General features: G+C 42.4%; 14 protein-coding genes. 10 read left to right on the forward strand and 4 right to left on the reverse strand.

Going from position 1 to position 15,007, the window contains the following annotated elements; genetic code table 11:
* Nucleotides 1-28 precede the first annotated feature (28 nt).
* The 6 genes from CSV72_RS08610 to CSV72_RS08640 all read left to right on the forward strand — a co-directional run bounded on the left by CSV72_RS08610 (nucleotide 29) and on the right by CSV72_RS08640 (nucleotide 7,114).
* Nucleotides 29-991 carry a siderophore ABC transporter substrate-binding protein gene (locus CSV72_RS08610; protein WP_099678001.1) on the forward strand — a complete coding sequence of 321 codons (963 nt, stop codon included), beginning with the start codon at nucleotides 29-31 and terminating at the stop codon, nucleotides 989-991.
* A gap of 733 nt (nucleotides 992-1,724) precedes the next feature.
* Nucleotides 1,725-2,867: an MFS transporter gene (locus tag CSV72_RS08620; RefSeq protein WP_199170079.1), complete on the forward strand. Its 1,143-nt coding sequence runs from the start codon at nucleotides 1,725-1,727 to the stop codon at nucleotides 2,865-2,867.
* A 108-nt stretch (nucleotides 2,868-2,975) separates the two neighbouring features.
* Nucleotides 2,976-3,638 carry a uracil-DNA glycosylase gene (locus tag CSV72_RS08625; RefSeq protein WP_099678003.1) on the forward strand — a complete coding sequence of 221 codons (663 nt, stop codon included), beginning with the start codon at nucleotides 2,976-2,978 and terminating at the stop codon, nucleotides 3,636-3,638.
* Nucleotides 3,639-3,658: 20 nt separating this feature from the next.
* Complete coding sequence (locus tag CSV72_RS08630; protein ID WP_099678004.1) at nucleotides 3,659-5,395, forward strand: ABC transporter ATP-binding protein; 1,737 nt, start codon at nucleotides 3,659-3,661, stop codon at nucleotides 5,393-5,395.
* 21 nt (nucleotides 5,396-5,416) lie between these two features.
* A complete protein-coding gene (locus CSV72_RS08635; protein ID WP_099678005.1) occupies nucleotides 5,417-6,013 on the forward strand; it encodes a DNA-3-methyladenine glycosylase in 597 nt (198 codons plus the stop codon).
* Between the two features lie 51 nt (nucleotides 6,014-6,064).
* Nucleotides 6,065-7,114, forward strand: coding sequence for a YkvI family membrane protein (locus CSV72_RS08640; RefSeq protein WP_099678006.1), 1,050 nt, complete (start codon nucleotides 6,065-6,067; stop codon nucleotides 7,112-7,114).
* A gap of 46 nt (nucleotides 7,115-7,160) precedes the next feature.
* Here the strand turns inward: CSV72_RS08640 and hmpA are convergent, their stop codons facing one another.
* Complete coding sequence (gene hmpA / locus CSV72_RS08645; RefSeq protein WP_099678007.1) at nucleotides 7,161-8,348, reverse strand: NO-inducible flavohemoprotein; 1,188 nt, start codon at nucleotides 8,346-8,348, stop codon at nucleotides 7,161-7,163.
* 214 nt (nucleotides 8,349-8,562) lie between these two features.
* Here hmpA and CSV72_RS08650 point away from each other — a divergent pair, with 214 nt between their 5' ends.
* On the forward strand, nucleotides 8,563-9,009 hold the full coding sequence (locus tag CSV72_RS08650; protein ID WP_099678008.1) for an RrF2 family transcriptional regulator: 447 nt from the start codon (nucleotides 8,563-8,565) through the stop codon (nucleotides 9,007-9,009).
* 52 nt (nucleotides 9,010-9,061) lie between these two features.
* Nucleotides 9,062-9,988, forward strand: a complete 927-nt coding sequence (locus CSV72_RS08655; RefSeq protein WP_099678009.1) for a manganese-dependent inorganic pyrophosphatase — start codon at nucleotides 9,062-9,064, stop codon at nucleotides 9,986-9,988.
* A gap of 49 nt (nucleotides 9,989-10,037) precedes the next feature.
* Here CSV72_RS08655 and CSV72_RS08660 read toward each other — a convergent pair whose 3' ends face one another.
* Entirely contained in the window at nucleotides 10,038-11,417 is a 1,380-nt protein-coding gene (locus tag CSV72_RS08660; RefSeq protein ID WP_099678010.1) for an FAD-dependent oxidoreductase, read from the reverse strand.
* Between the two features lie 99 nt (nucleotides 11,418-11,516).
* Here CSV72_RS08660 and CSV72_RS08665 point away from each other — a divergent pair, with 99 nt between their 5' ends.
* Complete coding sequence (locus CSV72_RS08665) at nucleotides 11,517-12,227, forward strand: DsbA family oxidoreductase (RefSeq protein ID WP_099678011.1); 711 nt, start codon at nucleotides 11,517-11,519, stop codon at nucleotides 12,225-12,227.
* Nucleotides 12,228-12,403: 176 nt separating this feature from the next.
* On the opposite strand, the gene CSV72_RS08670 is transcribed toward CSV72_RS08665, so the two are convergent.
* Nucleotides 12,404-12,919 carry a YceI family protein gene (locus tag CSV72_RS08670; RefSeq protein ID WP_158232182.1) on the reverse strand — a complete coding sequence of 172 codons (516 nt, stop codon included), beginning with the start codon at nucleotides 12,917-12,919 and terminating at the stop codon, nucleotides 12,404-12,406.
* A 166-nt stretch (nucleotides 12,920-13,085) separates the two neighbouring features.
* Between CSV72_RS08670 and murB the strand changes: the two genes are divergently transcribed.
* Nucleotides 13,086-14,006: a UDP-N-acetylmuramate dehydrogenase gene (gene murB / locus CSV72_RS08675; RefSeq protein ID WP_099633864.1), complete on the forward strand. Its 921-nt coding sequence runs from the start codon at nucleotides 13,086-13,088 to the stop codon at nucleotides 14,004-14,006.
* Nucleotides 14,007-14,242: 236 nt separating this feature from the next.
* Here murB and CSV72_RS08680 read toward each other — a convergent pair whose 3' ends face one another.
* Nucleotides 14,243-14,917, reverse strand: a complete 675-nt coding sequence (locus CSV72_RS08680) for an adenine nucleotide alpha hydrolase family protein (protein ID WP_099633865.1) — start codon at nucleotides 14,915-14,917, stop codon at nucleotides 14,243-14,245.
* Between the last annotated feature and the right edge of the window lie 90 nt (nucleotides 14,918-15,007).

A 15,007-nucleotide genomic window follows, 5' to 3' on the forward strand; every position in this document is an offset into this window, starting at 1 on the left:
ATCATAAAAAGTGAGGAATTATACTAAAATGAAGAAACTTACCCTTTCCCTATTCGCATTAATCTTAATGCTTGCACTAGCTGCTTGTGGCGGTGCGAAAGACGAAGAAAAACCTGCAGACAATGCAACACCTGAAGACAAGCCAGCTGAAGAAAGCAAAGAAGTAACGATTACACATGAACTTGGTGAAACAACACTTGAAAAGAACCCTGAAAAGGTAGTCGTTTTTGACTTTGGAACATTAGATACATTGGATGAGCTAGGAATTGAAGTTGCAGGTCTTCCACAATCAAACGTACCAGGTTACCTTTCTAAATACGAAGATGAGAAATATGAAAATCTTGGTAGTTTGAAAGAGCCTGACTTTGAAGCAATCAATGCAATGAAGCCAGACGTGATCTTCATCTCTGGACGTCAAACAGACTTGTATGATCAGTTATCTGAAATTGCACCAACAATTTACATGGGTATTGATACAGCTAAATATATGGATTCTTTCAAAGAGAACATGGGCAAAATCGCTACAATCTTCGATAAAGAAGATGAGATGAATACTGAATTAGCAGACGTAGATGCAAGCATCGAAGACATCAAAACTAAGACTGAAGGTATCGACAGCAATGCATTGATCATCTTAGCAACTGAAGGAAAAGTAAGTGCATACGGCCCGAGCTCACGTTTCGGACTTGTACACGACGTATTCGGTTTTGAACCCGCTGACGAAAAAATTGAAGTTTCTACACATGGACAAAATATTACGTTTGAATATATCTTAGAAACAAACCCGGATATTCTATTCATAATCGACCGTGACGCAGCTATTGGTAACGGCGCAACAGCAAAAGATTCTGTTGAAAACGATCTTGTGAAGAAAACAAACGCATTCCAAAATGACAAAATGGTTTATTTGAACGGTGAATACTGGTACCTATCTGGTGGCGGGCTTCAATCAATTAAAGAAATGATCAAAGAAGTAGAAGCTGGATTATAAGAACGAATGAAATCCCGGGAGACTCTGTCTTCCGGGATTTTTGTATGCTTGTGGATTGTTCTTTAGCTTTAATTTGTTGGATTGCACCCAATTACGATGTTTGGCCGCTTGATCGTGTCTTGAATGCGCTCAAAGCCCCGGCGTATCAGCTCAATCGTGTCTCGAATGCGCTCATACACGCAGCCCACCCGCTCAATCGTGTCTCGAATGCGCTCATACCCCCGGCCCATCCGCTCAATCCAATCCCGAATGCGCTCATACCCCCGGCCCATCCGCTCAATCCAGTCCCGAATCCGCTCATACCCACAGCCCACCCGCTCAACCGTGTCTAGATTTCGTTCATACACGCAGCCCTCCCGCTCAATCCAATCCCGAATTCGCTCATACCCCCGGCCCACCCGCTCAATCGTGTCTCGAATCCGCTCATACCCACAGCCCATCCGCTCAATCCAATCCCGAATCCGCTCATACCCCCGGCCCACCCGCTCAATCCAATCCCGAATCCGCTCATACCCACAGCCCATCCGCTCTATCACCTCCCGCACCAGCTCACAACCAACAACACCCAATGCCTAAAATTATCCAAAAAACAAGACTAGTCAAATACAAATAAAAAGTGCTATAATGACACCTGTAAAGACATATAAAGATTGCACAATAGAAAGGTAGAAGCCTTGTGAAAAAGAAAGAAATATCTCGGAATAAATTACTAGGTATCGCTGGTACAGGCTGGATGTTCGACGCGATGGATGTTGGAATTCTTTCATTTGTCATTGCTGCATTAGCTGTAGAGTGGAATCTGACTTCAACTGAGATGGGCTGGATTGGTAGTGTAAACTCCATCGGTATGGCAATAGGTGCATTCGGATTCGGTTTATTGGCTGATCGGATTGGGCGCAAGCAAGTATTTATGATGACGTTGGTTTTATTTTCAGTTGCGAGTGGCTTATCCGCGTTGACAACGACATTATGGGCATTTTTAGCCTTGCGTTTCTTAGTAGGAGCAGGGTTAGGTGGAGAGTTGCCTGTTGCTTCTACATTAGTTTCGGAAAGCGTGTCTGCAAAAGAGCGGGGACGTGTAGTAGTTTTACTCGAAAGCTTTTGGGCGGCGGGTTGGCTCATAGCGGCTTTAATAGCGTATTTCGTTATCCCGGAATTCGGTTGGAGAGTAGCTCTGATTATCACAGCACTACCGGCATTTTATGCAATTTACTTACGACGTAATTTGCCAGACTCCAAGAAGTTTGAAGAGCAAGAAAAAACATCGCAAACGACAGGACAGAAACTAAAGCAATTACTGGCTCCTGCATTTAGAAAGCGGACGATTATGTTGTGGATCGTTTGGTTTGCTGTGGTCTTCTCGTATTATGGCATGTTCCTCTGGTTACCAAGTGTTATGGTGATCAAGGGTTTCAGTCTAATTAAGAGTTTCGGCTATGTATTATTGATGACATTGGCACAGTTACCAGGTTATTTCAGTGCCGCATGGTTGATCGAGCGCATGGGGCGTAAATTCGTCCTCGCTACCTATTTAGTTGGAACGGCGCTCAGTGCTCTTGCTTTCGGTAATTCGGAGACATTGACTACGTTGATGGTAGCCGGTGCGTTTCTATCTTTCTTTAACTTGGGTGCTTGGGGAGCTCTTTATGCTTATTCTCCGGAACAATACCCTACAGCGATCCGAGCAACAGGCTCCGGGGTTGCAGCTGCAGTGGGGCGTGTAGGAGGTATTTTCGGACCGCTTCTCGTAGGTTCCTTGTTAACGGCAGGATACGGCTTCGGAATTATCTTTGGCATATTCTGCGCAGCAATTATGGTAGGTGTACTGGCTGTTATTTTCCTCGGAACAGAAACAAAACAAACTGAGTTAACATAGTATAAAGTAAGTCGTTTCCATTTTACATAAATGGGAGCGGCTTTTTCGATGGTTAACATTTTTGATTCGACATCGAAACCTTTATAATTACAGAAAGGAGTGGATACGATGTTTCGTGTACCAGATGAAATTGCGCGTATAGCTTTAGAACGCAGCGAAGGATTTCCAGTAGAAGGCTTTGTTCACGGGGAAGGTCCGAAATCACCGACACTCTTACTAATTGGAGAAGCACCGGGCGAACATGAAGCGATACATGGTGTTCCGTTCATCGGTCGTGCAGGTGATGAATTGATGAAATCCCTTGCATCGATCGGGTTAACACGTGAAGATGTTTATATGACGAGTTCGTTTCGCAGTAGACCGTACAAATGGGGGACGAAGAAAGAACGGGATGGTAGTTTGACGGAACGTAAGTATAATCGTCCACCCACACAAAAAGAGCAATTGGCTCATGCGCTAGTGCTCGATTTTGAAGTAGCCAATCTTCAACCAAAGCTCATCGTAACACTAGGGAATATTGGCTTGCAGCGATTGCTAGGAAAACATGCGAAGGTTACAGCTCTTCATGGACAAGTACTGACGCAACCTGTGCAATATTTAGCCGCATTAGAAGATAAACAATATAGTTTAACCGACGAATCGTACACTATATTACCGACATTCCATCCGGCATCCGTGTTTTACCGCCCATCCCTTAGACCTGAATTGGAAGCCGATTGGCACCGTATAGGTGAATACCTTCAAAGGAAAATGCAACATCCGTTTGAATGAGATAGAAATGAGGAAACATCATGAATGCTCAAGTAAAACCTAAAGGGTCCGTTAAAAACTTTATGAGTCTGGTCAAGACATTGCATTGGCCGGTAGCTGTAACAATCTTTGCCCTCTTGTTATCGCTTGTTGAAACAGCTGCAGGACTAGCTGTGCCGCTGATTACTAAAGATTTAGTGGACTCGTTTACAAGTGAATTATTGAACTGGAAAACGGGCGTTTTTCTGCTCGTTTTATTTGTGGTACAAGCAATCGCCGGAGGCTTCTCCTACTATATGCTGGCCTTTATCGGTGAAACGGTAGTTGCGGATTTGCGTAATCAATTATGGCAAAAAGTACTGCGCTTACCAGTTCCATATTTTGATCGAAATGAAACTGGTGAAACGATGAGTCGGATTACGCAAGATACGACCGTATTAAAATCACTTGTTTCAGAGCATCTAGTATCGTTCATCTCGGGGATGATTTCGATTATTGGGGCGATCATTATTTTATTGGTACTTGATTGGAAGATGACGATTATCATGTTGATCAGTGTGCCTGTAAGTATGGCGATCTTGTATCCGCTTGGGCGCCTAATGCACAAAGTGGCAAAAGCGACACAGGCTGAGATGGCAAAATTTTCGGGGCATCTTGGCCGTGTGCTTGGAGATATCCGTTTAGTGAAAGCATACCGCGCAGAACCTACTGAAGGAGAGAAAGGCAAAGTTGCCATTCAATCGCTATTTCGATATGGGCTGAAAGAAGCGAAAATTCAGGCGGTTATTTCACCTATCATGATGTTGACGATGATGGGTATCCTAGTAGTGATTCTCGGATATGGAGGAGCTCAAGTTGCAAAAGGAGAATTATCTGCAGGAACGTTAGTTGCAATTATTTTCTTGCTATTTCAGATTATCGTGCCGTTCGCACAAATGGCTCAATTTTTCACTTCATTCCAAAAAGCAGTAGGTGCGACAGAGAGAATTCAAGGGATTCTGCGAATGAATTCTGAGCCCTCTGACAGTGAACGTTCATCGGAGACGGAAGGTGCCATTGCATTTTCAAATGTTCATTTTTCATATGAAGAGGGAAAAGGAGTAGTGAACGGAATTTCATTCATTGCAGAGAAAGGAACTGTAACGGCATTCGTCGGGCCAAGCGGTGGAGGGAAGACCACAATCTTTTCTTTGATGGAAAGATTTTATCAACCGACTTCGGGGGAAATACGGCTTGGAGCAGATCCAATCCAAATGATTCCGTTATCTGATTGGCGCCAACGTATAGGTTACGTATCGCAGGAAAGCCCGTTATTGAGCGGAACCATAGTAGATAATATTGCGTACGGTTTGGAAAAGAGACCACCCCTTGAACAGATCATTGAAGCGGCAAGAGCAGCCAATGCGTATACATTCATCAAAGATATGCCGGATCAATTTGATACGATGGTAGGAGAGCGCGGTATGAAGTTGTCAGGTGGCCAGCGCCAACGTATTGCGATCGCGCGTGCCTTATTGCATAACCCTGAGATTTTATTGTTAGATGAAGCTACATCGAATTTAGATAGCGGTTCGGAAATACATGTACAAGAAGCATTACGCCACTTGATGCAAGGCAGAACTACACTTATAATTGCACACCGATTGGCAACTGTTTTGCATGCAGATCAATTACTGTTTTTGGAGAATGGTCAGATTACCGGTAGGGGAAATCACGCCGAACTATTGAAAACACATGATCTTTACCGTGAATTCGCGGAAGGACAAGGATTGGCATGAAAACTGAAGGGAGAAGATAATATGTATGAACCGATTGATTCATCTTTCTTTAATGTACCAGTGCTCGGGCTTGCTCGTAATTTAGTCGGTCAATATATTGTCCATGAGCAACCCGAAGGATTATCAGTAGTGAGAATTGTGGAAACAGAAGCGTACCACGGAGCTGAAGACCGTGCTGCGCATAGTTATGGGAATCGTAGAACGAAGCGTACAGAAGTGATGTTTGGTAGGCCTGGTTCTGTCTATACATATCAGATGCATACCCACACACTAATGAATGTTGTCTGTGCACAAGAGGGGACACCGCATGCTGTGTTACTACGGGCGGGTGAACCAATAGAAGGAGTAAGTCATATGCAACAACGCCGCGGCATACACATTAAGAAAGAAACGGATCTTACAAATGGCCCCGGTAAGCTCTCCAAGGCTCTCGGCGTGACGATGTCATACTATGGCCATCATTGGACACAGAGGCCTCTCTATATAGCAGAAGGCTTTCCACAGGCTGAAATAGAAGCGGGTCCGCGGGTAGGGATTGGCAACACTGGTGAAGCTGTGCATTATCCTTGGCGTTTCTATGAAAAAGACAACCCGTTCGTCTCAAAATACAGAAAATAGATTAATGAACATCTCGAATTTGTGTGGTTATAGAGAAGAATAGGGGAAATTATGAAGAAAATATTGAGAATGGGCAGTGCTTTTATTGGGATTATCGTAGGGGCGGGATTTGCTTCCGGTAATGAAATCATGACGTATTTTACGAGTTTCGGTTACTTAGGCATGATTGGCGCAGTGATTTGTACGGCGCTGTTCGCGTACTTAGGCATGACATTAACACGTCTTGGAAGTCGAATGCGAACTCCTTCACATAAAGAAGTAATTTATAAAATTAGTGGCCGCTATTTAGGTGTAATTGTGGATGGTATTATCATCTTTACCCTATTTGGTGTGGGTGTAGTGATGCTGGCGGGTGCCGGTGCCAACTTACATCAGCAATTTGGCTTGCCAACGTTTGTAGGTAGTTTGCTCATGATAATTTTGGTGTTTTTCACGATATTATTAAATGTAGATAAAGTGGTTGCTATAATCGGGAGTGTGACACCGTTTTTAATTATTACAGTAGTTGCCGTATCTGTTTACAGTATCGTCACGATGGATACAACATTCGCTGTTCTTGATCCTGTTGCAAAAGCAGTGCCAACGACATTGCCTAACTGGTTCATATCCGCAATTAACTATGTGTCATTCAATATTGCAGTAGGTGCTTCAATGGCCATTGTCATGGGCGGGGCGGAAAAGGATGAAAAGATTGCAGCACGGGGTGGATTTGTAGGGGGTCTTGGGTTAGGTATTTTAATTCTGTTAAGTCACTTGGCTATTTTTTCACAAGTGGAAAACGTAGCAGGAGCAGATTTACCGATGCTTGCGATTATCAATAATATTTCACCGGTTTTTGCGATCTTCATGGCTATTATTTTATACGGCATGATCTTCAATACAGCAGTTAGTATGTTCTATGCGTTTGGTGCTCGCTTCATCCAAAGTGGAACGATGAAGTTTAAGTTATTCTTAGCATTTTCACTAGTAATAGGCTATGCATTGAGCTTTTTTGGATTCACAAAATTGGTCAATACACTGTATCCGGTTGTCGGCTATTTAGGTCTGTTTTTAGTAATTGCACTCATTAGGGCTTCGATTCGTATGCCAAAGAGAGTATAAAAATACCCCCGTGAATGATTCACACATTCGCGGGGGTTGTTTATGCTTAAACAGATTGTAATTGAAGTGCTACAGCCGGGCCGAAGAACTCAAAGTGAAGTTTATCTTCAGGTACACCCATAGCAGTAAGTTGTTGCAGTACGAACTCCATGAAGCCAGTTGGTCCACATACATAGACATCACTGCCCGCAATGACGTTTTCTTCAAGGAACTCACGAGTGAACATGCCGTCTCCCTCTTCTGAATAAAGAGCCTTGTACGTAGAGTTTGGCAATTTTGCATTTAATTGCTCTAGTTTATTCGCAAATGCTTGTTGGCTGCGTGTACGTGCAGAATGCAAGAATGCTACTTCACGTTCAGGAGACAAGTCTGCAATCGTTGAATACATAGCTTTCATAGGTGTAATACCTACACCGCCGCTGATTAATGTAACTGGTGCTGTACCTGTAGGATCCAAGAAGAAATCACCTGCTGGTGCACTGACTTCGATAATGTCGCCAACGCTTGCATTTTCATGCAAGTAGCAAGATACTACGCCGTTTGGTGATAATGTATCTTCGCGTTTAACCGAGATACGGAATGTCTCATCGTTTGATTTTTGAGACAAACTATATTGACGATTAACAATATTTTTCGCGCCTGGGATTTCCATGCGGATTGTAATGTATTGTCCTGGTAAATAGTATGGTAATTTTTTGCCATCAACAGGCTTTAAGTAAAATGAAGTAATGACATCACTTTCTTCTACTTTGTCGACGATTTCGAAGTCTTTAAATAATGCCCATCCGCCGTCAGCTTTTTCTGTATTCTCATACATATCTTTTTCTACGCCGATGAATGCACCGGCGATTACACCGTAAGCGGCTTCCCATGCATCCATAATTTCAGGAGTCGCTGCATCGCCAAGTACTTCTTTGATAGCTTTTAACAGATACTCTCCGACAATTGGATAATGTTCAGGCAAGATTCCAAGAGATACGTGCTTGTGCGCGATTTGTACAACAACCGGTAAAATGGCTTCTAGGTTATCGATATGTTGCGCTGCTGCGTACACAGTGTTTGCAAGAGCTGTCTGCTGACGTCCTTGAGATTGATTAGCGTGGTTGAATATATCTAGTAATTCCGGATGAGCCACGAACATATTTTTGTAAAATGCTGTAGTAATAGCTGTTCCGTGTTCCTCTAGTACTGGTACTGTGGATTTGATAACGTCGATAGTTTTTTGATCTAACATTGTTAATACACAACCTCTCCGTATTTGATATCTCTATCATAAATCATTTAATATTTAAAAGCTATATTTAAAATACATGTTTAAAAATAAAGTGTGAATGTTGTCACATTCTATTCAAAAAGTAGTCAGGCTTATATGTGGAACGCGCGGTGTCAATTAATGATTTTTCGAATGAAAATGCTATAATGAGGTGAGAGTAGAAAGTGGTGATATTATGCGTTTAACGATGTATACAGATTATTCGCTGCGTGTTCTGATTTATTTAGCTTCTAAGCAATCGGATGAACTATCTACAGTTCAAGAAATCTCGGATGCTTATCAAATCTCGAAAAATCACCTCACCAAAATAGTCCATGAGTTAGGAAAACTGGACCTGATTGTAACCACTCGTGGTCGTGGTGGTGGAATCCGTCTCAGTGTAGATCCAAATAGCATCAATGTAGGCGAACTAGTTCGAAAAACAGAAGACGATTTTCACTTAGTCGAATGTTTTGATCCGAGTAAAAATATGTGTGTGTTGTCTCAAGCCTGCCAACTAAGAGGTGTATTATACGAAGCGCTTCAAGCTTACTTTGAAGTGCTAGACCGTTACACAATTGCAGATTTCCTTCATAATAAGGAAGTAATACAATCTTTACTATTTCCCACTAGTCAATCCTGAATAGTGTGGTAGAATATAGTTAGTAAACATAGTGAAATAGGAGGAATTAAAAATGTCAAAAGTGTTAGTCATTGGGCATAAAAACCCGGATACAGATTCCATTGCATCTGCAATTACTTATGCTTATCTTAAACAACAAATCGGAGTGGACGCAGAAGCTGTTCGTCTAGGTAATATTTCAAAAGAAACAGCGTATGCGCTTGAAACTTTCGGTTTTGAAGCACCACGCTTAATTGAAAAAGCGGCACCTGAAACATCTCAAGTCATCTTAGTCGATCATAATGAGAAACAACAAAGTGTGGATGACTTGGATGATGTACAAGTGTTGGAAGTGATTGATCATCACCGTATCGCGAACTTCCAGACAAACGATCCATTGTATTATCGTGCGGAGCCAGTAGGCTGTACGGCGACGATTTTGAACAAATTATTCAAAGAGCATGGCGTTGAAATTCCGAAGAACATTGCGGGCTTAATGCTTTCTGCAATTGTATCGGATTCATTATTATTCAAATCTCCAACATTTACAGATCAGGACAAGACAGCAGCTGAAGAACTTGCTGCAATTGCAGAAGTAGATGCCGCTGTTTACGGTTTGGACATGTTGAAAGCTGGAGCAGACTTAAGCTCTGTACCTGTAAAGGATTTAGCTAATCTGGATTCGAAAGAATTTATTTTTGGCGATGTGAAAATGGAAATTGCACAAGTAAATGCAGTAGACTTACAAGATATCCTTGGTCGACAAGATGAACTGGAAGCGGAATTAAATGAAGTAATTGAACAAAAAGGGCTAGATTTATTCCTATTTGTTGTGACGGATATCATCAATAGCGATTCCGTAATCATTGCGCTAGGAAAAGAAGCTGAACGTGCAGGATCTGCATTTAATGTAGCGTTCAATAATAATTCGGCTTTGTTAAAAGGTATCGTTTCACGTAAGAAGCAAATTGTACCTGTATTGACTGAAGCACTTTCATAAATACTAGACTGTCACGGAAATCGGTAGCCCGATCTTCTGTGACAGTTTTTTATCCTAAATCTAGAGGTTGTGTGGCGGGACCTTCCAAGACGGTTCCATCCGCACGAAAACGTGATCCGTGACATGGACAGTCCCACGTTTGGTCTCCTTTATTCCAACGGGTACGACATCCCATATGCGTACAGATCGGCGAGTCGGTCCGTGCGATATGTCCTCCGGCAAATTCCTTTACGGTACGTCCTGCTAATAGTAAAGCGCGACTAGATAAAGAGCCGAAATCGGTTCTACCAGGAGAGAATAACTCGCTTGCGGCATTCGATCGACCTACAATCGCATCCGAGATAATTTCCGCGCAAGCTAAGGAATTAGATAATCCCCATTTTCGATAGCCGGTACTAATATAGACGTCTGGCGAAGAGTTTGAAATAGCTCCTGCATAAGGCACTAAATCAGGTGTGGACGGATCCTGAGCTGACCATTTGTAGACAACTTCAGGATGCCCCAATGTCGTTTTTATATCCTCTGTCAAGCTGTCGTAATGTAGTTGTGTTTCTTTTTCCGAGCCAGCAGGATGAGATTGAGCGCATAGCAACAAGTAAGACTGGTCATCGATTGTCGCTGTCCGTATCGAACGTTTCGGCTCATCTACCGAGATATATTGATGATCAAACGGAGTCTCCGTTTTTGCCGCAGCAATATAGGAGCGCTCGACGTCCAGTTTAAGAATTTGCATGCCTTCTAGGGCCTCAATTGGATAATGTGAGCAGATAACTAGTTGTCGATAACTGACTACTTTAGATGAAGACAGTTTGACAAAATGACGATCCGTATCCAGAGCAGCTACTTGTGCATGTTCAAATATACGTGCACCTTGTTTCACAGCGAGCTGTGCTAATCGTTGTCCAAAACGCACTGGATGTATTTGAGCTTCGTCCTCAATTAGTAAAGTGTGAGCTGTTTCAAATGGTAAATAGGATGCATTGCCTGCAAGTGTAAATGGAATCCCAATCGCTTCATATGCCTTTTTCTCTGCCAATAATCGTTCCGTACCTTCAGCCGTTTGGGAATATAAAGCAGAGTGTGCAGTTTGCAGTTGGTCCGCCTCCGCAATGGATCGCGCGAAATCAACGGCTTGTTCATTTGTATTGAAATATTGTTTTGCGCTCTCCACACCAAACTGTTCAATCATGTCAGCGTATACCAAGTCATGTTGGGCGGTTAATTTACCCGTAGAATTTCCCGTTGCTCCATGCAATAAACTGTTTTTCTCAAGCAACACAACGTCCTTTCCTTGTTTAGATAAAAAATAAGCATTTGCTATGCCGCTCAATCCGCCTCCGATGATTAACACATCACAAGTTACATCATCATCAACTGTTGGATACGCGGACTTTGGATAAGCGGTGGCAAGCCATAACGATTCATTCATTTCGACACCTCATTCTGTAAAATTACATAACCCAAGCATTAACATTGTTGCCAACTTTACTTGAATCTAAAATAGAGAATAGAAAGGTGGGGCAAAAAAATGAAAATTGAAGTATGGTCGGATTATGTTTGTCCGTTTTGCTATATTGGAAAAAGACGTTTGGAGCATGCCTTGAAACAATTAGGCTTGGAGGAAAAATCAGAGGTTGTATTCAAGGCGTATCAGCTAGATCCGAATACACCAGTAGCTTCAGACCAATCAGTAGTGGAAGGGTTAGCCGGTAAATATAATATCAGCAAGCAACAAGCTGAAAACATGATGACGAATATAGAGGAGCAAGCAAAAACGGTTGATCTTCACTATCAAGTGGATAAAATGAAAACGTCTAATACGCTTGATGCACATCGTCTAGCGAAATTCGCAGAGAAGCACAATGTAGCGAAGGAAGTAACGGAGCGTCTTCTGCATGGCTACTTCGTGGAAGGAGAGCGTATCGATACGGAGGAAGTACTCGTAGCGATCGCAACAGAAGTTGGATTAGATGCAAATAAAACCAGAGAGATGCTTCATAGTAATGATTTCGAGGATGAAGTGAAAAACGATATCAAAGAAGCGCAAGAAATTGGTGTCCAAGGTGTACCGTTCTTCGTAATTAATCGTAAATATGCTATAAGTGGAGCGCAACCTACAGAAGCATTTGTTGAAGCGCTTGAAAAGATTGCTGAGGAAGAGGGAATGGCGAAACCTAAGTTGCAAGTACTCGGTACAGATGAAGGCGGGCTATGTGATGATGGGGCATGTGATATCTAAAAAATAATAAGCTCAATAGGTAAACTGTTTTAAAGGACTGAAGAAAACTCTGAAGAATGGAGTGGAGTTTTGTCTTCAGTCCTATTTATAATGGATCTCTTTTCTGTTCCGCAACAGTACGTTAGTTTTGTAAGTGGAATGGGACCCACTGGAACGTCAATTAAAGGTGCTTTCCGTTATCTTGCGTCCTTACAAATTACAACCGACATATTGATATCAATTATATCCCCAACCATAACCCCGCCAGCTTCAATTGCACGATTCCACATTAATCCGAAATTTTTTCGTTTGATTTTACCCTCGACAAGATAAGTAGCGCCGAATACGGTAACTTCTTGAGGGGTGATGTAGAAAATGGCTCTTTTGGTCGTGTTTTTAATAGTCAAGTCTCCTGACATTTGATATATACCGTCTGTATCGTTGTATATTGCTCGGGAAGTGAATGTCATTTCGGGAAAAATTTCAGCATCAAAAAAGTCTCCGGAGCATAGATGTAGATCACGGTCTCTATTCTTCGTCTGGATGGAAGAAACGATTACTCGAAAACTAATCTTCGTTTTCGTTAGATCCGCTATGTTACCTTGTAATTCTCCTGAAAACTCTTCAAACGTTCCTGTGACAGTTGTTACCATCATGTGTGGGACGGAAAAGCCGACAGTGGACGCGATAGGATCTACCTTCCATGTATTCACTTTCACTCCTCCTTGTGGATATTTAAGTAGCTAAACTGTAATTGAAAAAACGCCAAAAGTCAAAATGAAAAACCTTGTCAAAAGGACCGTTTGCAAGCATACTAATAGATGGATAAGATTGTTTCCGTAAAACTGGAGACACGTATACTGAAAGGACTTGATGTAGATGTCAAAACATCGATGGTTTGAAGATCTTCAAAAGAATATAAAAAGCGGTTGGTTATTACTTGATGAGCCACTAAACAAATATACGAAAACACGTCTTGGCGGTAAAGCGGATGTCGTCGCGGCGCCTGGCACTATAGAAGAAGTGCAATCGGTTGTTAGCTATGCGTATAATCATGAAATTCCAATTTTATTGCTCGGGAACGGTTCGAATATGGTCGTTCGTGATGGTGGCGTTCGTGGCATTGTAATGTATATGGCAAACCTCAATGATATCAAGATTGATGGTAATAGAATGATAGCGGAAGCTGGTGCGAATATTATTGATGCATCGAGAGAAGCAGCGACAGCTTGTTTAACCGGTCTAGAGTTTGCGTGCGGAATACCAGGTTCAATTGGTGGCGCAATGGCTATGAACGCAGGAGCGTACGGTGGAGAAATCAAAGATATTATTCATCACGCAACTGTAATGGATGAAACAGGAAAAATTTTCGAGCTCTCCAAAGAAGAATTGGAACTAGGATATCGTAAAAGTATTATTACTACAGAAGGTTATTATGTGCTATCAGCAGAGTTCTGGCTCTCTGAAGGTGAACAGTGTGATATCGATGCGGCGGTTGCTGATTTAACATTCCAACGTGAATCTAAACAGCCACTTGAATATCCATCTGCAGGAAGTGTGTTCAAACGTCCACCAGGCTATTTCGCAGGAAAATTGATTCAGGACAGTGGCTTGCAAGGAAAAGGATTTGGTGGAGCAGAAGTGTCTACTAAACATGCGGGGTTCATCGTCAATAAAAATAATGCCACGGCGGCAGATTATATTCAGACGATTGATATGGTCAAAGCGGAAGTGAAGAAGAATTTCGGCGTTGATCTGGAGATGGAAGTGAAAATTGTAGGGGAAGAACTTTCTGAATAACAGAAGTAACAGGAGTTGTCTGTGAAGTCATTATTATAATGACCTCTCGGGACAGCTCTTTTTAATGTAAAAAGTTGTGGAGAAATTCTGGCAGGGGGATGGGTTGACGGGGTGGGGGAGTCGCTCCACCTACGTGCCAACCCCATCGTACTCCACTCTAACTGTATATGTTCTTAGGTCTTGAACTGAAATCTATGCAAAAAAGAGATGCCCATTCCGGGGCATCTCTTGTGATGTTAATTTTGTATCTTGCACTGGACTTTGCTCGGGTCGAGTACTTGGTCATCCTCTATTTGCACCTGGCATATCTTGCTATTTTGCATGAACTTAAAGACCCCGTTGTTGAAATCGGTCCCAACTTCTTTAAAGAAGATTCCTTCATACTGCGAATGCTTCGAAAGCGTGAAGTTGATCCGGAAGCCGTCGCCGTCAGGGATCAAATACGCGCGTACACCTTTTTCAAACGATCCTTCTGTCTCACTCTTTATCGCACGATCAACCGATACTACATGAAAATCAACAAAAGGAATCTCTCTCAACAAGACGTTCATGAAAGAACCTTTTGTGATTTCCTCCCAGCGACTTTGCGCGGTCTGTCCGATGATGATCTGTGTAATGCCATACTGGTGAGCTACTTCTTTGATGACTTTTGCAGCTGGACGCTTCTCATCGTCGCGGATAATGAATGCTTCGACATCCAACTCTTCCGCGATCTCTTTCCAACGGTCTACATACTCCGACTTCTCTACATCAAAGTCATCGAGCGGTGCAGGATCGACTGTCAGGATATAAAGCGGACAGTCCATGATTGTTGCAATTTTATATCCTCTATTAATGAGACGTTCACCATTTGGACCGTAATACACACAAACGAGAATTCCCTCGTCCATACGGCTTTTCATTTTGCCCATAATGACTCATCACCTCTTCGAATTCTATAAATTCATTGTAACCGGTTCACACTTTAGGGGAATGCTTTCCGCTGCAATTCCGCCAGAGAA

It is taken from the genome of Sporosarcina sp. P20a (assembly GCF_002743175.1).
Classification (GTDB): Bacteria; Bacillota; Bacilli; order Bacillales_A; family Planococcaceae; genus Sporosarcina.